The sequence below is a fragment of the uncultured Escherichia sp. genome (genome assembly GCF_948475835.1).
In the GTDB taxonomy this organism is placed as follows: Bacteria; Pseudomonadota; Gammaproteobacteria; order Enterobacterales; family Enterobacteriaceae; genus ECMA0423.
Genome location: NZ_CAOLGM010000103.1, coordinates 1 through 17,330, shown reverse-complemented (window position 1 = coordinate 17,330; position 17,330 = coordinate 1). Strand labels below are relative to the sequence as shown.

General features: G+C 51.7%; 19 protein-coding genes. 6 read left to right on the top strand and 13 right to left on the bottom strand.

Annotated elements, in window-relative coordinates:
* Positions 1-124: 124 nt before the first annotated feature.
* The 3 genes from QZF50_RS17730 to QZF50_RS17720 form a co-directional block, all read right to left on the bottom strand.
* Positions 125-1,132 (bottom strand): luciferase-like monooxygenase, encoded by a 1,008-nt coding sequence (locus tag QZF50_RS17730; RefSeq protein ID WP_000130380.1) that lies wholly within the window; start codon positions 1,130-1,132, stop codon positions 125-127.
* A 205-nt stretch (positions 1,133-1,337) separates the two neighbouring features.
* The gene (locus QZF50_RS17725; protein ID WP_001297426.1) at positions 1,338-2,216 is read right to left on the bottom strand and encodes a U32 family peptidase; all 879 of its coding nucleotides are present in this window, start codon (positions 2,214-2,216) and stop codon (positions 1,338-1,340) included.
* Positions 2,217-2,224: 8 nt separating this feature from the next.
* A complete protein-coding gene (locus tag QZF50_RS17720) occupies positions 2,225-3,220 on the bottom strand; it encodes a peptidase U32 family protein (RefSeq protein ID WP_001298771.1) in 996 nt (331 codons plus the stop codon).
* 208 nt (positions 3,221-3,428) lie between these two features.
* On the opposite strand from QZF50_RS17720, the gene QZF50_RS17715 reads away from it, so the two are divergent.
* Positions 3,429-3,953, top strand: coding sequence for an SCP2 domain-containing protein (locus QZF50_RS17715; RefSeq protein ID WP_001295552.1), 525 nt, complete (start codon positions 3,429-3,431; stop codon positions 3,951-3,953).
* On the top strand, positions 3,947-4,450 hold the full coding sequence (locus QZF50_RS17710; protein ID WP_000908554.1) for an N-acetyltransferase: 504 nt from the start codon (positions 3,947-3,949) through the stop codon (positions 4,448-4,450). Before QZF50_RS17715 ends, QZF50_RS17710 begins: the two co-directional genes overlap by 7 nt.
* Here the strand turns inward: QZF50_RS17710 and yhbQ are convergent.
* The gene (gene yhbQ / locus QZF50_RS17705; protein ID WP_001345969.1) at positions 4,437-4,739 is read right to left on the bottom strand and encodes a DNA damage response exodeoxyribonuclease YhbQ; all 303 of its coding nucleotides are present in this window, start codon (positions 4,737-4,739) and stop codon (positions 4,437-4,439) included. The genes QZF50_RS17710 and yhbQ overlap by 14 nt on opposite strands.
* A 50-nt stretch (positions 4,740-4,789) precedes the next feature.
* On the opposite strand from yhbQ, the gene QZF50_RS17700 reads away from it, so the two are divergent.
* Positions 4,790-5,233 carry a YhbP family protein gene (locus QZF50_RS17700; RefSeq protein WP_000449451.1) on the top strand — a complete coding sequence of 148 codons (444 nt, stop codon included), beginning with the start codon at positions 4,790-4,792 and terminating at the stop codon, positions 5,231-5,233.
* On the opposite strand, the gene yhbO is transcribed toward QZF50_RS17700, so the two are convergent.
* A complete protein-coding gene (yhbO, locus tag QZF50_RS17695) occupies positions 5,213-5,731 on the bottom strand; it encodes a protein/nucleic acid deglycase (protein WP_000037608.1) in 519 nt (172 codons plus the stop codon). The genes QZF50_RS17700 and yhbO overlap by 21 nt on opposite strands.
* A gap of 127 nt (positions 5,732-5,858) precedes the next feature.
* Between yhbO and QZF50_RS17690 the strand changes: the two genes are divergently transcribed.
* The gene (locus QZF50_RS17690) at positions 5,859-6,494 is read left to right on the top strand and encodes an NAD(P)H-binding protein (RefSeq protein WP_290388935.1); all 636 of its coding nucleotides are present in this window, start codon (positions 5,859-5,861) and stop codon (positions 6,492-6,494) included.
* Between the two features lie 72 nt (positions 6,495-6,566).
* Positions 6,567-7,607, top strand: coding sequence for a permease (locus QZF50_RS17685; protein ID WP_000147619.1), 1,041 nt, complete (start codon positions 6,567-6,569; stop codon positions 7,605-7,607).
* 113 nt (positions 7,608-7,720) lie between these two features.
* On the opposite strand, the gene dolP is transcribed toward QZF50_RS17685, so the two are convergent.
* Genes dolP through lpoA form a run of 4 tightly spaced genes read right to left on the bottom strand, consistent with a single transcriptional unit; the run spans position 7,721 to position 11,305 of the window.
* The gene (gene dolP / locus QZF50_RS17680; protein WP_000646033.1) at positions 7,721-8,296 is read right to left on the bottom strand and encodes a division/outer membrane stress-associated lipid-binding lipoprotein; all 576 of its coding nucleotides are present in this window, start codon (positions 8,294-8,296) and stop codon (positions 7,721-7,723) included.
* Between the two features lie 9 nt (positions 8,297-8,305).
* On the bottom strand, positions 8,306-8,896 hold the full coding sequence (gene diaA / locus QZF50_RS17675) for a DnaA initiator-associating protein DiaA (protein WP_001158035.1): 591 nt from the start codon (positions 8,894-8,896) through the stop codon (positions 8,306-8,308).
* Positions 8,897-8,915: 19 nt separating this feature from the next.
* On the bottom strand, positions 8,916-9,311 hold the full coding sequence (locus QZF50_RS17670) for a YraN family protein (RefSeq protein ID WP_000246865.1): 396 nt from the start codon (positions 9,309-9,311) through the stop codon (positions 8,916-8,918).
* Positions 9,269-11,305 carry a penicillin-binding protein activator LpoA gene (gene lpoA / locus QZF50_RS17665; RefSeq protein ID WP_001472328.1) on the bottom strand — a complete coding sequence of 679 codons (2,037 nt, stop codon included), beginning with the start codon at positions 11,303-11,305 and terminating at the stop codon, positions 9,269-9,271. The genes QZF50_RS17670 and lpoA overlap by 43 nt, the downstream gene beginning before the upstream one ends.
* Positions 11,306-11,368: 63 nt before the next feature.
* On the opposite strand from lpoA, the gene rsmI reads away from it, so the two are divergent.
* Complete coding sequence (gene rsmI / locus QZF50_RS17660) at positions 11,369-12,229, top strand: 16S rRNA (cytidine(1402)-2'-O)-methyltransferase (protein ID WP_000809264.1); 861 nt, start codon at positions 11,369-11,371, stop codon at positions 12,227-12,229.
* 42 nt (positions 12,230-12,271) lie between these two features.
* Here rsmI and QZF50_RS17655 read toward each other — a convergent pair whose 3' ends face one another.
* From QZF50_RS17655 to QZF50_RS17640, 4 genes are all read right to left on the bottom strand, one after another.
* Positions 12,272-13,363 (bottom strand): fimbrial protein, encoded by a 1,092-nt coding sequence (locus tag QZF50_RS17655; protein ID WP_000816998.1) that lies wholly within the window; start codon positions 13,361-13,363, stop codon positions 12,272-12,274.
* A 10-nt stretch (positions 13,364-13,373) separates the two neighbouring features.
* Positions 13,374-15,890 (bottom strand): fimbria/pilus outer membrane usher protein, encoded by a 2,517-nt coding sequence (locus QZF50_RS17650; RefSeq protein WP_001136449.1) that lies wholly within the window; start codon positions 15,888-15,890, stop codon positions 13,374-13,376.
* 29 nt (positions 15,891-15,919) lie between these two features.
* Positions 15,920-16,615, bottom strand: coding sequence for a molecular chaperone (locus tag QZF50_RS17645; protein WP_061892541.1), 696 nt, complete (start codon positions 16,613-16,615; stop codon positions 15,920-15,922).
* Between the two features lie 79 nt (positions 16,616-16,694).
* Complete coding sequence (locus QZF50_RS17640; RefSeq protein ID WP_001045442.1) at positions 16,695-17,279, bottom strand: fimbrial protein; 585 nt, start codon at positions 17,277-17,279, stop codon at positions 16,695-16,697.
* Between the last annotated feature and the right edge of the window lie 51 nt (positions 17,280-17,330).

Sequence of the window (17,330 nt, the reverse complement as noted above, 5' to 3'; positions counted from 1 at the left end):
ACGGCGCTGTGTCTGGCATGCCTGCAATCCGGGAAACCGGACCAGGAAAAAACTTGCAGGCCATAACAGTATCTACGTAGGACAGCGTTGCCAGCTCGGATAAGGCTTCCCGCGTTAAGACACACTATCCCAACAACTCTTCCTTAACATCCATCGCCAGCTCAAACGAATGCAGCCGCGCCTGGTGGTCGAAAATCTGCCCGTTGACCATAATCTCATCGGCGTCGGTTTCGCGCAGGATCGACTGCAAGCCATGACGCACTTTCGCTTTATCACCTACCAACGACATACTCAGCGCCTGCTGCACACCATACTGTTCGGACGGCGACCAGAACTGATCCATATTTTGAATCGGTGGCGGCAGTTGCCCGGTTTCGCCACGGCGCAACTTCACAAAGGCTTGCTGCATTGAGGTAAACAGAAACTCAGCGTCGCGGTTGCTATCGGCGGCGATAATATTGATGCACACCATCGCGTATGGTTTTTCCAGTCGTGCCGACGGTTTGAAGTTGCTGCGATAAAGATGCAGCGCCTGGAACAACATATCCGGCGCGAAGTGTGAGGCAAACGCGAACGGCAGACCAAGCTGCGCCGCCAGTTGCGCGCTGTAAAGGCTGGAGCCTAACAACCACACGGGGATTTTCTCGCCATAGCCTGGTACCGGGCGCACATGCGGATTGGGATCGCGGGCGTCAAACCAGTCCACCAGCTCCGCGACATCGCGGGGGAAATTATCAATATCGCCGCTCATATGGCGACGCAGCGCCATCATTGTCCGTTGGTCACTACCTGGCGCACGACCCAGCCCCAAATCGATTCGCCCCGGATAGAGTGTATTGAGCGTGCCGAACTGTTCGGCAATGACCAACGGTGAGTGGTTAGGCAACATCACGCCGCCAGACCCCAGATGCAGCGTGGTGGTATTCGCCGCCAGATAGCCAATCAATACCGACGTGGCAGCACTGGCAATGCCAGTCATATTGTGGTGTTCTGCCAGCCAGTAGCGATGATAGCCGCGCTTTTCAGCCAGACGGGCGAGATCGAGAGAGTGGGAGAATGCTTCCCGCGCTGAAGAACCTTCGGGAATGGGGGCCAGATCGAGTAGCGAAAACGCAATGGTTTTATCAGTCATAACAGCTCACTTTGTTACCGATTAATCTTTAATACTGCATTAAAGAGTAGTTAAAGTTGTTAACAAAGTGAGCTGTGCTCTAAATAATTCGAGTTGCAGGAAGGCGACAAGAGAGTGAATCCCCAGGAGCTTACATAAGTAAGTGACTGGGGTGAACGAATGCAGATGCAGCACATGCAACTTGAAGTATGACGAGCATATTTACTTAGGCTTGCAGCTCCAGCCCGGCCAGCCGCCGCCAGTAGCCGTTACAGTCGCTGTTTGCCGTCAACGGTAGTGGCGCAGCGCCATTTTCATTAGCGCGGAAGGCGTCGAGCATCGCGAAAGTGTCAGTACCCTGCGGTGACAGGCGGACCACATCAACCAGCCCCTGCATGGATGCCAGCTCGTTACCGAGGTTGTAAACGTAGCCGCTCATGGTCTGAATGCCATTGAGTACAAACACTTGTTGGTTTTCCTGCGACAGCACGTTGCGCCCGTTCGGATACTTAATGCAGCAGGTTTCACACTCATCTTTCGGGCGGTCTTCCGAACGCGCGGTAAAGCAGCGGGCGGAGTAGGCCAGCGGTAGATGACCGTAGCTCAGGACTTCCACTTCAAACTGGTTGCGAATGCCCAGCTCATCGCACTGATTAAGCAGATTCACCAGCCAGTCGCGGGAAAGCTCCACCGGCATACACCAGCGCATCATGCCCTGTTTGAGCAATATTTTCAGCGTCACCGCGTTGTAGCAGTTCAGCGCGTGCCCGGCGACGAACGGCAGTTTGCGTTCAGCGCACATATTCACCACGCCGAGATCGCTGGCTTCAATCAGAAACTCACCGTTCTCAACATAGCGTTTCAGTTCGCCCAGTTCAGAGGATGCCTGCACCAGCGCCAGCGTGGAGAGCACAATCTGCTTGCCACTTCCGGCGAGCGATTTTGCCATCTCCAGCCAGTCGCCAACTTTGGTTGCCCGGCGCTTGCTGCATACCGCTTCACCAAGATAAATCACGTCGGCGCTGCTGGTGGCGGCCTGCTGATAAAAATCTTCCAGCGTCTCTTTTGGCCAGTACCACAGCACTGGCCCTAAGGAATATTTCATTGCTCTTCTCACTGCCATTTACGGTGATACGCGCCAAGGGTGGTCTGCGTGCCTTCGGACATCGACCCGAGCGTCTCCATCCACGCGCTTTGCGGTATGAAGTTTTGCGGATCGGCCTTACAACGGTCGATAGCCTGACGCCAGACTTTCGCCACCTGGCTGACATACGCCGGGCTACGCTGGCGGCCTTCAATTTTCACCGAAGCAATATTCGCCGCCATTAACTCCGGCAGCAGTTCCAGGGTATTGAGACTGGTTGGTTCTTCCAGCGCGTGATAGCGCTCGCCGTCCACCAGATAACGCCCTTTACACAGCGTCGGATAACCTGCGTTTTCGCCGTCCTGATAACGGTCGATCAGCACTTCGTTCAGGCGGGATTCCAGCCCCTGCGGCGTTTGTTGCCAGCGCACGAAACGGGCCGGAGAACACGCGCCCACGGTGTTAGGCGACTCACCCGTCAGATACGACGACAGATAGCAACGGCCTTCCGACATAATGCACAGGCTGCCGAAAGCAAACACTTCCAGTGGTACAGGTGTGACCCGTGCCAGCTGTTTCACCTGATGAATCGACAACACGCGCGGCAGCACCACGCGGGCAACGTCAAAATGGCGATGATAAAAGTTAATCGCCTCTTCATTGGTCGCCGAAGCCTGCACCGATACGTGGCGCTCAATATGCGGATAACGCTCGGCGGCGTATTCCAGCATGGCGAGGTCGGCGAGGATCAGCGCGTCGGCACCCAGCTGCGCCGCCATATCCACGGCGCGCTGCCAACGGGCGTAACCGTCCGGATGCGCAAAAGTGTTAATCGCGATGTGAAGTTTGCGGCGATGTTGATGGACAAAACTCACCGCTTCCTGCAATTTTTTCTCGGTAAAGTTAAGGCCGGCGAAGTGACGGGCATTGGTATCATCTTTTAGCCCGATATAAACAGCATCTGCGCCGTTTTCGATGGCCGCCTTAAGCGCCGGGAGATTTCCGGCAGGGCAGAGCAGCTCCATAATTTTTCCTGAAGGTTGCGCTATCAAAACGCAAAAATGTTAACGAACTGGGATTTTAGTTAACCTTGCTGCGACAATTTTTGATTTAAGGCAGTTAAAGTTGTATTGGTGGTAGCAGCAATTTCATATGGAATTGTTGATTTATACCGCTATGTTATTTTTCTGATATGGCAAAATAGGATGATTGTTGAAACAGGGAGTAAAACTCGTGTTGGATAAACTGCGTTCCCGTATTGTGCATTTGGGGCCATCTCTGTTGAGTGTACCGGTAAAACTGACGCCATTTGCGCTAAAACGCCAGGTTCTTGAGCAGGTCTTAAGCTGGCAATTCCGTCAGGCGCTGGATGATGGTGAGCTGGAGTTTCTTGAAGGCCGCTGGTTAAGTATTCATGTGCGTGATATTGACCTGCAATGGTTTACCTCGGTGGTGAATGGCAAACTGGTGGTCAGCCAGAACGCGCAAGCTGATGTGAGTTTTAGTGCCGACGCCAGCGATCTGCTGATGATTGCGGCGCGTAAACAAGATCCGGATACGCTCTTCTTCCAGCGTCGGCTGGTGATTGAAGGCGATACGGAGCTGGGGCTGTATGTGAAAAACCTGATGGACGCCATTGAACTGGAGCAAATGCCGAAAGCCTTACGCATGATGCTGCTGCAACTGGCGGATTTTGTTGAGGCGGGAATGAAAACCGCGCCTGAAACCAAACAGACATCGGTAGGTGAACCATGCTAATTCGAGTAGAAATTCCCATTGATGCGCCGGGTATTGATGCCCTGCTGCGTCGCTCATTCGAAAGTGATGCGGAAGCGAAGCTGGTTCACGATCTGCGTGAAGATGGCTTTCTGACGCTGGGGCTGGTGGCGACAGATGACGAAGGGCAGGTCATTGGCTATGTGGCATTTAGTCCGGTTGATGTGCAGGGCGAAGACCTGCAATGGGTCGGCATGGCACCGTTGGCGGTTGATGAAAAATACCGTGGACAGGGGCTGGCACGCCAACTGGTCTATGAAGGACTCGATTCGCTTAATGAGTTCGGCTATGCCGCAGTGGTGACGCTGGGCGATCCGGCGCTGTACAGTCGTTTCGGCTTTGAACTGGCGGCGCATCACGATCTGCGTTGCCGCTGGCCGGGCACTGAAAGCGCCTTCCAGGTACATCGTTTAGCGGATGACGCGCTGAATGGCGTTACCGGCCTGGTTGAGTATCACGAGCATTTCAATCGCTTTTAATCTTTGGGGTTTGCAGGCTGCTCAACAGCTCTGCAAACCCTGCGCCTTCCGCTACCAGACGCTCTTTTTGCCGTTTGGTCAGTTGCTTAACGCGATATTCTGCCCGTAACGCCAGCGAACGATCGCCCACTGGCGCAGAAAACGCCAGCGTCAGTTCTCCTTTCCCGCGCAGTGCTTTCGCCCCTTTGCCGCTTTGATGTTGCTGATAGCGGCGTTCGACATCCGTGGTGATCCCGGTATAAAGCTTATTGTCGGCGGTACGGATCAAGTAAAGATACCAGGGTGTCATCGTCTGCGTCACATGTTAAGGTCAGGCCAACAGTATAAAAGAGAACAGCAATGGAAACACTCACCGCCATCAGTCGTTGGCTGGCAAAACAACATGTTGTCACCTGGTGTGTGCAGCAGGAAGGGGAACTCTGGTGCGCCAATGCCTTTTATCTTTTTGATGCACAGAAAGTCGCCTTCTACATTTTGACGGAAGAAAAAACACGTCATGCGCAGATGAGTGGGCCGCAGGCGGCAGTTGCCGGAACGGTAAACGGTCAGCCGAAAACAGTAGCGTTAATTCGCGGTGTGCAGTTTAAAGGTGAGATCCGCAGGCTGGAAGGTGAGGAAAGCGACCTCGCACGCAAGGCGTACAACCGTCGCTTTCCGGTTGCCAGAATGCTGTCGGCCCCGGTATGGGAAATCCGGCTCGATGAAATCAAATTCACCGACAACACGCTGGGCTTTGGTAAAAAAATGATTTGGCTACGCGACTCAGGCACCGAGCAGGCGTAACGCCTCGCGGTTAAACGCTGGCAGATCGTCCGGTGTCCGGCTGGTAACCAGCTGATCTTTATCAACCACAACTTCCTGATCGTAAAATTCCGCGCCCGCATTTTTAACATCAATAATGATCGGTTTAACTGCGGTCAGCTTGCGCCCCCGAATCACATCGGCGCTGATCAGCAACTGCGGGCCGTGACAGATGGCAAACACCGGTTTGCCACTATTCACAAAATCACGGGTAAAGGTGACAAAACGGTTGTCCCCACGCAGATAATCCGGTGAATGGCCGCCCGGTAGCAGCAGGGCATCAAACTCCGCAGGCGTCACTTCATCGATGGATTTATCGATGGTCACGCTGGCTTCTCCTTTTTTGCCTTTCACCGTTTTACCCGCTTGTTTTTCAATGGTAATCACTTCGTGTCCGGCTTTACGGAACTCGTCTGCGGGTGAAGTAAATTCTGAATCCTCAAATTCATCAGTGATTAAAACGGCAATTTTCTTACTCATGCTTCCTCCGCGTTGTTGCATTGGATGAGGCGAATTTCCCACAATCGGGGATAATTACCTCATGGTCTATTAAGCCTGGTGCATGAGCCGTGGAGCGCAAGGCAGACAATTCTGTAAAGGAGCGAAGATGAGTCAGGTACTGATTACAGGCGCAACGGGGCTGGTGGGCGGTCACCTGCTGCGGATGTTGATTAACGAACCGAAAGTTAACGCCATTGCTGCGCCGACGCGACGTCCGTTGGGCGATATGCCCGGGGTGTTTAATCCCCATGATCCGCAACTGAGTGACGCGCTGGCGCAGGTCACCGATCCCATCGACATTGTGTTTTGTTGTCTCGGCACCACGCGGCGAGAAGCGGGGAGCAAAGAGGCGTTTATTCATGCCGATTACACGCTGGTAGTGGATACCGCATTAACCGGGCGGCGACTGGGCGCGCAGCATATGCTGGTGGTCAGTGCTATGGGTGCCAATGCCCACTCGCCGTTTTTCTATAACCGCGTCAAAGGGGAGATGGAAGAAGCATTAATCGCCCAGAACTGGCCGAAATTGACCATTGCTCGCCCGTCGATGTTAGTGGGCGATCGTAGCAAACAGCGGATGAACGAAACGCTTTTTGCGCCGCTGTTCCGTTTATTACCCGGTAACTGGAAATCCATTGATGCGAGAGACGTGGCGCGGGTCATGCTGGCAGAGGCGATGCGGCCCGGGCATGAAGGTGTGACGATTTTAAGCTCTTCAGAATTACGCAAAAGAGCTGAATAATTATTCCCAAGAATTGATAGTGAGCGTAATATTCACGCGCTCAATTATCATAACTTATTCCTGGGGAATGCTATGACTGGTCAGTCTTCATCTCAGGCGGCAACGCCCATTCAGTGGTGGAAACCCGCGCTTTTCTTTCTCGTTGTCATTGCCGGTCTCTGGTATGTGAAATGGCAACCTTACTACGGCAAAGCGTTTACTGCTGCCGAAACCCACAGTATCGGTAAATCTATCCTTGCGCAGGCGGATGCTAATCCGTGGCAGGCGGCGTTGGATTACGCGATGATCTATTTCCTCGCGGTATGGAAAGCGGCAGTGCTGGGGGTGATCCTCGGTTCGTTGATTCAGGTGCTGATCCCGCGTGACTGGTTGTTGCGTACGCTTGGGCAATCGCGCTTTCGCGGCACGCTGCTGGGAACGCTGTTTTCGCTGCCGGGCATGATGTGTACCTGCTGTGCGGCTCCGGTCGCGGCGGGAATGCGTCGCCAACAGGTGTCGATGGGCGGTGCGCTGGCATTCTGGATGGGCAATCCGGTGTTAAACCCGGCGACGCTGGTGTTTATGGGGTTTGTCCTCGGCTGGGGTTTTGCGGCGATTCGTCTGGTGGCCGGGCTGGTGATGGTGTTGCTGATTGCGACGCTGGTGCAAAAATGGGTGCGTGAAACACCGCAAACGCAGGCACCGGTCGAAATTGACATACCGGAAGCACAGGGCGGTTTTTTTAGCCGCTGGGGCAGGGCGCTATGGACGCTTTTCTGGAGTACGATCCCGGTTTACATCCTTGCAGTACTGGTGTTGGGTGCCGCTCGCGTCTGGTTATTCCCCCATGCCGATGGTGCTGTCGATAACAGCCTGATGTGGGTGATGGCGATGGCGGTAGCAGGATGCTTGTTTGTCATTCCCACGGCAGCAGAAATTCCGATTGTACAAACGATGATGCTGGCAGGTATGGGAACTGCTCCGGCGCTGGCATTGTTGATGACGCTCCCGGCGGTGAGTTTGCCGTCACTGATTATGCTGCGCAAAGCGTTCCCGGCGAAAGCCTTATGGCTGACAGGGGCGATGGTGGCAGTGTCTGGTGTGATTGTCGGCGGGCTGGCGCTGTTGTTCTGATTTGAGGGAAAACATGTCGGATGCGGCGTAAACGCCTTATCCGACCTACGGTTTGCATCGTTGTAGGCCTGATAAGACGCGGCAAGCGTCGCATCAGGCATTACAAGGGGCTGCTATTTAATAAACGTAAACGCTGTGGTTACCCGCTTTACGCCGCTCACCCGGCTGGCAATATCTGCCGCCGCTTTCGCTTCACGTTCAGTCACCAGCCCCATCAGGAACACTTCACCGTTTTCGGTGGTCACTTTCACGTTGGACGATTTCACCAGGTCGCTGGTTAAGAGCTGCGAACGCACTTTGGTGGTGATCCACGTATCGTTAGACGCTTCGCCCAGACCAATCGGCTGGCCCTGACGAATCTCGTTATACACTTCGTTGGCACCGTCTACGCCCATAGCAATCTGTTTGGCGCGAGCCGAAAGTTCAGCGTTTGGTGACTGCCCAACCAGCAGCACTTTGCCCTGATACGCCGTGACATTAATACGGGCTTCTTTCTTAATCTGTTCGTCTTTCGACAATGCGCTGTTCACGCGCACTTCCAGGGTACCATCGTCCACCTGGGTGCCGACACTGCGTGGGTCAGTTGCGGCTTTGGTACCCACAGCAGCGGTACCCACTACGGCAGCGGCAACACAACCTTGCAACAGCAGCGCGGAAATAAGGACTGCGATTGGCGATAATGCCTTCATGTATTCTCCTTAAACATCCTGGTGAGGGAAAAGCGTGTTATCGATCAGATCGCACAGGCAATTTACCGTCAGCATATGCATTTCCTGAATGCGAGCACTACGATGCGAAGGAATGCGGATCTCCACATCTTGTGGCCCTAACAAACCTGCAAGTTCGCCGCCGTCATAGCCGGTCAATGCCACAATAGTCATATCACGCGTAACGGCAGCTTCTACCGCTTTTACAATATCGCGGCTGTTGCCACGGGTGGAAATGGCTAACAATACATCTCCCGCATGACCCAGCGCCCGCACCTGTTTTGCATACACTTCATCATGTAAGCGATCGTTGGCAATCGCCGTTAAGACAACATTATCAGTATTTAGTGCAATGGCAGGTAAGCTGGGCCGCTCCGTTTCGAAACGGTTGATCATGCTGGCAGCAAAATGCTGTGCATTGGCAGCGGAAGTTCCATTACCACAACAGAGGATTTTGTTGCCATTGAGCAGAGACTGAACCAGCGTCATGGCTGCACGGGAGATGGCATCCGGAAGCGCCTCTGCCGCCGCAATTTGAGTTTGAATGCTTTCAGTGAAGCAAGCTTTAATTCTTTCTTGCACGCTAATCCTTAAACCTTAATTATGAGTGGTCATTAAAGGCATCCTTAATCCACTCAACCTCATTCCCGGTGAAGGCTACCACATCGAACCGGCAATCCACAGTATCAAAACTCCCATTATGACGCGCGAGCCACAAGCGGGCAGTCTGTAATAGTTTGTGTTGTTTGCTGCGGGTCACACTGGCTGCCGCGCCGCCATAAAGCGCAGAGCGGCGATAGCGTACCTCGACAAAAACGGTGGTCCGGCCTTCACGCATTATCAGATCGATCTCGCCGCCACGCTCGTTCACGTTAGCGGCGATAAACCGCAGTCCTTTGCCTTCCAGCCAGCGACGCGCTTGTGCTTCCCACACATCGCCGGTCTGTTTAGTGGTTAACTGGCGGGGACTACCTGACCTTGTTGGTACTGTAGCCATGATAACTTCCTGTTAATCACGCAATCCGGGTTAGCCGTCAGGCTTCCGGTATTACCGTTGATTTCAAAACCCTGAACCTGGCGCATTTGTGAGAAATGATTTGCCAGCGACCAGGCATCGACGCCCATCGCATACATGCGAGCCAGTGAATAATCGTTATTCACCGCGCTGAGTGCCTGCTGCATTAACGGTAGATTACCGCCTGCCAGCATCGGGATTTCGCTGTACTGCAAACCTTCCATCTCCAGACGGAAATCCGGGCCTGCGGTGCCTTGTGCGCTGCGGGAGCTGGCGTACAGCATTGCACCGCTCTGGCTACCGTTACGCATGGCGATCATCGGTTTGATAAAAGCGATTTCACCCGGCGTTGCCACAATGTACACCGCATCGACACGACCGCCATTATTGGTGAACTGGTCATCGGTTGGCGTGGTTTGCAGCGTTGGATTGTTGGTCGTCATGCCGGAGTCGGTTGTCGCTCTGGGAGTAATCGGGCTACCCGTTAAAGCAATACCAGAACCGCCGTTAACACCCGCGCGTAATTCGCTGGTGGAACCAAATTTTTGTTGCAGAACGGTGCCGCCGCCTAGTTTCTGCCACTCTTGCGCAAACGCATTGGCTACGCGATCGCCCAATGAACTGCGTGGGATCAGCACCAGCGGCGCTTGTTTACCCTGGTCACGAATATGACGCGCTGCATCGCGCGCTTCGTCTTCCGGTGAAAGCGCGAAGTAACAAATATTGACGCGGTTTTCGATATTCTCCGGCTGGTTCAGTGCCAGCACGTTCAGCGGGGTGTTGCTCTTAAGCAACTCTTCAACGTTATTTTTCAGCAACGGACCAACCACAATACTCGCGCCATCCTGCTGAACCTGGCTTAAGATCTGGCTAAGTGGTTGTGATGAGGTATCGTAGATTTTCAGTTCTGCGGATGGATTCGCTGGCGCGCTTACCGCTGTGGTGGTTGCTGCCGGGGTGCTTACAGGCGCTGGCTGTGCCGCAGGCTGTTCACCGGTCAGATCGCTAACCGAGGCTTGTGCCGGGCTGGCAACGCCATCCGCAGTTTGCGGCTGAGGTTGTTCAGCTACGTCTGCGGCAGGTGCGGCAGCTACCTGAGCCGCCACTGGCTGAGTGCCGATATTTTTCGCCGCTTCAAAGCCTTGCTGAATAGTGCGACCAAATACCGCTGCCTGGCCATTCAGCGGCAACAGCAGGGCGATTTTGTTGGTCGAGGCTGGTTTAAACGCTTTTACGTTAACCAACTGCGTTGGCAGCATTTTCGCGCCCGGATTGTTCGGATAACGTTTTTGCCAGTCGGCGATCCCGGCTTTCATCATGTCGGGATCGTTACGGTTATCAAACCAGACGCGCTGCAGATCCAGCCAGCCTTGCAGAATATTTTCGTCGGCGTTGATCACCAGCGTATTCGCCTGTTCCTGAGTCATGGAGGAGAGCGCCTGCCAGGTGGCATCAATATTCTGCTGTTTTTCTTTCGCGCCGAGCAGCGGTTCCTGAGCAATTAACGCGCGCAGTAAATCAATGGAAGGACGCCCCTGGCTGGCATCGATTTTTGCCTGCCAGTAACGCGCTTGCTGGTTTTGTTCTAAATCGGCAGGTGTGATTTTCGCCAGCAAGTTTTGCGCGCCAGCAAAATCTTTCTGCGCCAGTTTAATCTCTACCGCCAGCAGTGTTTTCTCGCGACGCTGAGAATCGTTCAGTTCTTGCGGTAGTTGGTTAAACAACTCAACCGCCTGCCCGGTTTTACCTTCTTTCACCAGTGCACGAATGGCGAGTAATTGCCAGTTGATCCTGGTATCATCAGAGCTTTGCTGCATCTGCTGAAGATAAAAGGCAGAATCAGCCTGCGCCGTGCCCTGCATATAAGCAGTGGACTGATCGGGAGTATGGGTGCCACAACCGGCGAAAATCAGGGCTGCCAGAACAACAGGCAGACAACGCGCGGCTTTCAAACGAGAAAATGTTGAGGGTACCATAATGTATCCAGTGATATTTTTTTACGCAATGCTCAATATTAAATCGGCAATACGGACGACACAATGAAACAACACCAATCGGCGGATAATTCTCAGGGCCAGCTTTACATTGTACCGACGCCAATCGGCAATCTGGCGGATATCACCCAGCGAGCGTTAGAGGTATTACAGGCCGTTGATCTGATTGCCGCCGAGGATACTCGTCACACCGGTTTATTGCTGCAACATTTTGGGATTAATGCCCGGTTGTTTGCGCTGCACGACCATAACGAACAACAAAAAGCCGAAACGCTGCTGGCGAAGCTGCAAGAGGGGCAAAACATTGCGCTGGTTTCCGATGCCGGAACGCCGCTAATTAACGATCCTGGCTACCATCTGGTGCGTACCTGCCGTGAAGCGGGGATTCGTGTGGTGCCGCTACCCGGGCCGTGTGCTGCTATCACTGCGTTAAGCGCCGCGGGTTTACCCTCTGACCGTTTCTGTTACGAAGGCTTTTTACCTGCCAAATCAAAAGGCCGCCGTGATGCGCTAAAAGCCATTGAAGCGGAGCCGCGCACGCTGATTTTTTATGAATCCACCCACCGTCTGTTAGATAGCCTGGAAGATATCGTTGCGGTATTAGGCGAATCCCGCTACGTGGTTCTGGCGCGTGAGCTGACCAAAACCTGGGAAACCATTCACGGCGCGCCCGTTGGCGAACTGCTGGCGTGGGTAAAGGAAGATGAAAACCGTCGCAAAGGCGAAATGGTGCTGATTGTCGAAGGTCATAAAGCACAGGAAGAAGACTTACCCGCCGATGCCCTGCGCACGCTGGCGCTGCTACAGGCAGAACTGCCGCTGAAAAAAGCGGCGGCGCTGGTCGCAGAAATTCATGGCGTGAAGAAAAATGCGCTGTATAAGTATGCGCTGGAGCAGCAGGGGTAACAGTGCCGAAGCGTTGCGTTAATCAAAACGCAACGTCTTCTTTTACCGCACCATGACGGTAATGGTGGCTGTGCCCTGAAATTTTCCTGTTTCCAGCTCACCACCGACCAGATTAACTGGCCAGGCGCGCATATTGACGGTGCCATGCCCGGAAGGATCAACGGGAAGGATACCGTTCTGAAAAGGAATATTTGCAACTCCGCCGCCGAGATTTTCAATACGAATACCGACATCGGGCACATTGTCTGAACTTCTTCGCCTGGCGACCAGGTTGTACTGGTCTACTACCCCAGTTGTACCGTCGATGCGCATTTGCAACGAGTTTTTAATCTTTGAAGTATCGCCACAGTCATAAGTGATATCAAAGTCTACTGGAGTAAAACCGTCTGGCATGGCATTGCGGGTGGTAAACTTCTGACCATTGATGAATCCAAAATTAACCTTAATAACATCGCCCTGATTAATTTTGCACGACTGTGGGGCGGTGAGATTTCCCTGAATCGATAACTTGACTAAATCATGGAAGTCACCTGTAGACGGGCTTCCCATTCCATCGACCCACGCGCCTTTAATGACGGCAATATCCGTTTTCGGAATGGTCATCGAGCCGAGAAATGGCTTGGTGACATACAGGGTAAAGGTGGTATTTGCACCAATATTAACGGGTCCATAACGAGACGTGTCACCCTGGCAAACACCCGTTTGGGTTGCAGCAGAATATACGGTGCTGCTTTTTATCTGTGTGAATCGGGTGTTAACAGAGACAACCTGGTCGGTTGTGAGTCCTGGAATGTCGTTTGCCTGTAATGTGGTTTTAATATCCAGGCTGTCATTGAGTTTGTAATATCCTGTCTGATGTCCAGTGGTGGTAAGTACGGGGCTGACCATATAGACAAGTTTAACTGCCTTACCCGCAGAGCAGGAACAGGCGTATTGCCAGTTAGTGCTACTTAGCGTTGCAGAGGTAAACTCCCGTCCTGTCACGTTATCTGTCTGGTTCACCGTAACATCATCAACCACACTGCTGTAATTTGTCGCACCGCTAGTGCTGTCGGCTCCACACCCTCCTGAGGAGGCATAAGCGCAGGATGTGGATATCAACAAAAGTCCTGTTATAAGAGGCGCTCTTTTCATTTTTTTATCCTTAATGGCACTGCGCCGTGCCTTGTAATACAGAGGTTGTTGGTTCTGAATCCGGTGTACTAAAAGCAAACTGACATTGTTGATCTGCCTGATTTCCCCAGCGTACAGTCCAGCTTTGTGATTTACTCGATATCCCAGAGAGATATAGTATGCCGCCCTCATCGACGATACTTTGTTGCCCCGTCTCATCGTTGCTGGCAAGAGCGCCAAAGGGCAACGGTTTACCGTTGCGATCGCTGACTGTAACAAGTACGCGATAACCGATATTGGCGTTGAAACGCGCCGCTACCATTGCACCTCTGTTGGGCACCACAAACTGTGTTGTTTGCTCAAGATCGACGTTATCGGGCAGCTGCGTAGTATCTACCGAGAGACGGTTTTCCTGGTAAGTCGTGAGATAAGGAACCACTGCATAGCCAAAGGGATCAGTAGCAATCCCCGGATAGTTTTGTATCCTCACGCCAGAAGCCCCATTAGCATCGATAAGCGCAAAAGCGTTGCCCAGATATTGCGAGAGCGTCACGCCATGAGGATGGATAACCACGCCGCCGGTAACGCCGTAATTGTATTGGCTGCTGTCATTACCGTAACTGTATCCGGCACTGAAGGTGCCATAAGGTGAACGGTAACTGGCGTTCAGGCTACTGTTATGGTTGTTATCGTCATCCAGACTTTGTTCCAGGCTATAGCTCAGGCGACCATCATCCAGCAGTGAGCCATCAAGACGCATTTCATGTTGGGTTGGGCGATCTTTCTGGCTGGTCATCTGATAGGAAACCCGGCTACGCGGTAACCAGCGTTCTAACGGAATACTGAGATTCAAAGAGAGTGCGCGGTCATTATTTTGATCCGTGTAGCGACTGTATTGATAATTCAGGCTGTAACCAATTCCCCATTGCTGGCCGGAAACCCCAACTGAGATATTCCTGTTTTTATCGTTATTGCCCCAATAGTCTTGCTGCGAACCGGAGGCATACAGACTTACCCCATCAAATATTGTCTGGCTGATGTTGAATTGAATTTCACTTTTTTGGCGACTGTTATAGTCCCAATTGCGGGTATTGGCTTCATCAAAACTAAAATAGCCATCGTTGGTATAGCGATAGTAGCTAACAGCGATATTGGTGTTGGTTTCCGGGATATCTTTGATGTACTGCGTACGCCATTGATAGCCATGAAAAGAGTGCCGGTTATCGAATTGGGTGTCAGCTCTGTTGATATCCATCGACAACGCGCCCAGTGCGCCAAGTGTGCCGCCGATACCGATCCCCAGCGCATAATAATCTTCAGAACCGAGCAGGCCGCCATACAGCGTAAAAGTATTATTCAAACCATATATTGCCGTGGCTTCAGCAAATTCTGGTTCCTTGCTATCACTGTTTGCATCAGCGCGATAGCGTCCAGCGGTCGCGCTATATTTTAGATGCCCAGGTCGCTGCATCATGGGTAATGAAGAATAAGGCTGGATAAAGCGACGTTGCGTACCGTCACTTTCTTCAATCGTGACTTCTAAATCGCCGCTGTTGGAAGAGGGGTAGAGATCGTTAATTTCAAAGGCACCCGCTGGCACGTTGCTTTGATAGATCACATAACCATTTTGCCTGATAGTCACGATTGCACTACTGTTTGCGATACCGCGTACCGTTGGGGCAAATCCGCGCTGGCTGTTTGGCAACATATTATCGTCGGAAGCGAGTTGCACGCCAGTAAAGGTGTAGCTGGAAAAAATACTGCCGCTGGTGGCGCTTTCTCCCAGAAGCAACTGAGACTTCAACGCCTTGATATCACGTTGTAAATAACTACTGATAGTGTTCCAGCTTGACGCCTGATCGTTGCGTGTCCACGTAGAATAGTTACGTAATCGCCAGGGGCCAAAATTAGCACCATTTTGCATATTCAGGTACTGTCGTTGGCTACGATTGCCCTGGCGGTAACGGTTATCAGAACCTGTAAACGAGTAGTTGGTAAACAGCGTTGGTATACCATCGTCCCAACGAGAAGGGGAGACGTAACCTTTTGCATCACGGTACAGTGCAATTTGGGGAATGCTCAAATTAAGTCGCTGATGATTGAAATCAAATTCAGCAGCTGTACCGGGAATGATTTGTTCAAGCGAGTTGATCACGCTATCGTCATCTTTTTCAGCCAGCGCCGGGATTTCATCCACCTTAATACCCAGCTCACGTAGTTGTTCTACCGTAAACTGTGGCTGCAGAAGTTGCTCTGCATTGGCGGTAAATGTAATTTTTTTCTGTGAAACCTTCTTTTTATTCAGCCAGATATCAACCTGATAAGTTCCTGGTAGTTGTGCGTATTTTTTTGAAAAACGTGACAGATCAGTTGTTTGCATACCACTTTTTGTAGTTTCCAGCATAATGGGGTCGAAATAATACTCTTCGGCGTTAGCGGTAGTGCAAAGCATGCCGCTGCCAGTGAGCACCATCGGCAAACAGCGTTTGATGATGAGCGCCAACTGTTTCGGTGTGCGTTTATGTCCCTGGTGGTGTCGTTGTGGCATTCCCTGATGACCTGTGTTTTTTATATTTGTTATTGCAGTGGACGAGTTTCTGTCCCGGAACTGCCGCCATAATCATTGATTGCAGCCCATTTCACGTTCTTTCCGCCAGATGCAGGAAGTGGTAACTGTTTATGTTCTCCGGGCGCGATATATTCAATTTTGCTTGTGAGATCGGTTTTATCGACTGCCAGTCCGGCAAATACGATGTAATATTCAGTTGGGTTATATATATTGAGTGAATGGTCACTACATTTAAATTCCAGTGATGTCCACGCATCGTTTACCCGTCCCTTCAGGTGTGCGGGGCGATAAAACATTTTGATCCGTGTTTTAAATACCAGCGTCAACTCGTTAGCATTAACATCATCTGATTTTTTCTTTGCTGGAATGGCACGAACATTAATGTAGAACAGCGACTCTTTATTTTCAGGCAGGTTATCAGCTGTTTTAATAATTCGCAGTGATGAGTCATCGCCAGCTTCAAGACGAAATAGCGGTGGGGTTATAATAAATGGGGCACGGCTTGTACCATCTATATTATCTACCCATGATTGCAGTAAATAAGGCGTTTCTGCGCCTTTGTTTGCGACAGGTAACGCAGCCTCTTTGCGGCTGGCATCATAGATCACTCGCGTTCGCTGTAAAACGATACCCCCTGCAAGCGCCTGGCCGATACAGAAGCTACACAACAAGGTTATTATCACCGCGAATGTTCGTTTTGACATAGTTATTTTTCAACCTGATACAACGAGAAAGAGGAAGGAAAAGGGCGTTATCTGAAAGGTCAGATAACGCCGTAACGTATTAACGGTAATCCAGCGTTACGTTAACGACAGCGTCTGCTTCCCCTGGGGTGATTTCTGATGCTTCAACGGTTGATACGTAGTAAGCGATGAGGTCAACATTGACAATACCATTGGAGTCCGCTGGGATCTGATAAACCGTGTTATCATTCCCCATAGCATTCAGTGGCATAAGGTTTCCGCTTTCCGCATCGTCAATACGGATACCCACACCTGTTGCCGCTGTGCCAGCAAAAGAGCCCACTTTTGCCAGATTAGGGAAGTTAGGGACGGTGCCATTATCCCGCGTTTCCAGCCATAAACGGAAAGACGCTTCAACGTTGCCGTTATCGTGCTCCCACCCAGTCACTGGGCAGTTAACTAAAGGAATAGTGAATGGAATTTTTGGGCTACGATCGCCAACAGAACGAAACTGTTCGGCATTATAGTGACCAAGAGCAACTTCAATTTTCTTATCAGAGTCATTGATTTCACAAGCGGATTTTAAAATCTCGCCATCAAAAACTATTTCACCATCGGTTGCAGCGGCATTACCTGCGAAAAGCGCAAGTAAGCCCACAATAGCTGTTTTTGTAACTTTATTCATTTATAACCTTATCCTTGTAACAAGTACATAATCATATTTAATGTGAATATA

What these genes read in the sequence shown, in the direction of transcription:
- QZF50_RS17725 (WP_001297426.1), bottom strand. Translation starts at nt 2,216, where the DNA reads ATGAAATATTCCTTAGGGCCAGTGCTGTGGTACTGGCCAAAAGAGACG.
- QZF50_RS17645 (WP_061892541.1), bottom strand. Translation starts at nt 16,615, where the DNA reads ATGTCAAAACGAACATTCGCGGTGATAATAACCTTGTTGTGTAGCTTC.
- QZF50_RS17690 (WP_290388935.1), top strand. Translation starts at nt 5,859, where the DNA reads ATGAGTCAGGTACTGATTACAGGCGCAACGGGGCTGGTGGGCGGTCAC.
- QZF50_RS17710 (WP_000908554.1), top strand. Translation starts at nt 3,947, where the DNA reads ATGCTAATTCGAGTAGAAATTCCCATTGATGCGCCGGGTATTGATGCC.
- lpoA (WP_001472328.1), bottom strand. Translation starts at nt 11,305, where the DNA reads ATGGTACCCTCAACATTTTCTCGTTTGAAAGCCGCGCGTTGTCTGCCT.
- QZF50_RS17655 (WP_000816998.1), bottom strand. Translation starts at nt 13,363, where the DNA reads ATGAAAAGAGCGCCTCTTATAACAGGACTTTTGTTGATATCCACATCC.
- QZF50_RS17640 (WP_001045442.1), bottom strand. Translation starts at nt 17,279, where the DNA reads ATGAATAAAGTTACAAAAACAGCTATTGTGGGCTTACTTGCGCTTTTC.
- dolP (WP_000646033.1), bottom strand. Translation starts at nt 8,296, where the DNA reads ATGAAGGCATTATCGCCAATCGCAGTCCTTATTTCCGCGCTGCTGTTG.
- yhbO (WP_000037608.1), bottom strand. Translation starts at nt 5,731, where the DNA reads ATGAGTAAGAAAATTGCCGTTTTAATCACTGATGAATTTGAGGATTCA.
- QZF50_RS17700 (WP_000449451.1), top strand. Translation starts at nt 4,790, where the DNA reads ATGGAAACACTCACCGCCATCAGTCGTTGGCTGGCAAAACAACATGTT.
- QZF50_RS17650 (WP_001136449.1), bottom strand. Translation starts at nt 15,890, where the DNA reads ATGCCACAACGACACCACCAGGGACATAAACGCACACCGAAACAGTTG.
- rsmI (WP_000809264.1), top strand. Translation starts at nt 11,369, where the DNA reads ATGAAACAACACCAATCGGCGGATAATTCTCAGGGCCAGCTTTACATT.
- QZF50_RS17670 (WP_000246865.1), bottom strand. Translation starts at nt 9,311, where the DNA reads ATGGCTACAGTACCAACAAGGTCAGGTAGTCCCCGCCAGTTAACCACT.
- QZF50_RS17720 (WP_001298771.1), bottom strand. Translation starts at nt 3,220, where the DNA reads ATGGAGCTGCTCTGCCCTGCCGGAAATCTCCCGGCGCTTAAGGCGGCC.
- yhbQ (WP_001345969.1), bottom strand. Translation starts at nt 4,739, where the DNA reads ATGACACCCTGGTATCTTTACTTGATCCGTACCGCCGACAATAAGCTT.
- QZF50_RS17685 (WP_000147619.1), top strand. Translation starts at nt 6,567, where the DNA reads ATGACTGGTCAGTCTTCATCTCAGGCGGCAACGCCCATTCAGTGGTGG.
- QZF50_RS17730 (WP_000130380.1), bottom strand. Translation starts at nt 1,132, where the DNA reads ATGACTGATAAAACCATTGCGTTTTCGCTACTCGATCTGGCCCCCATT.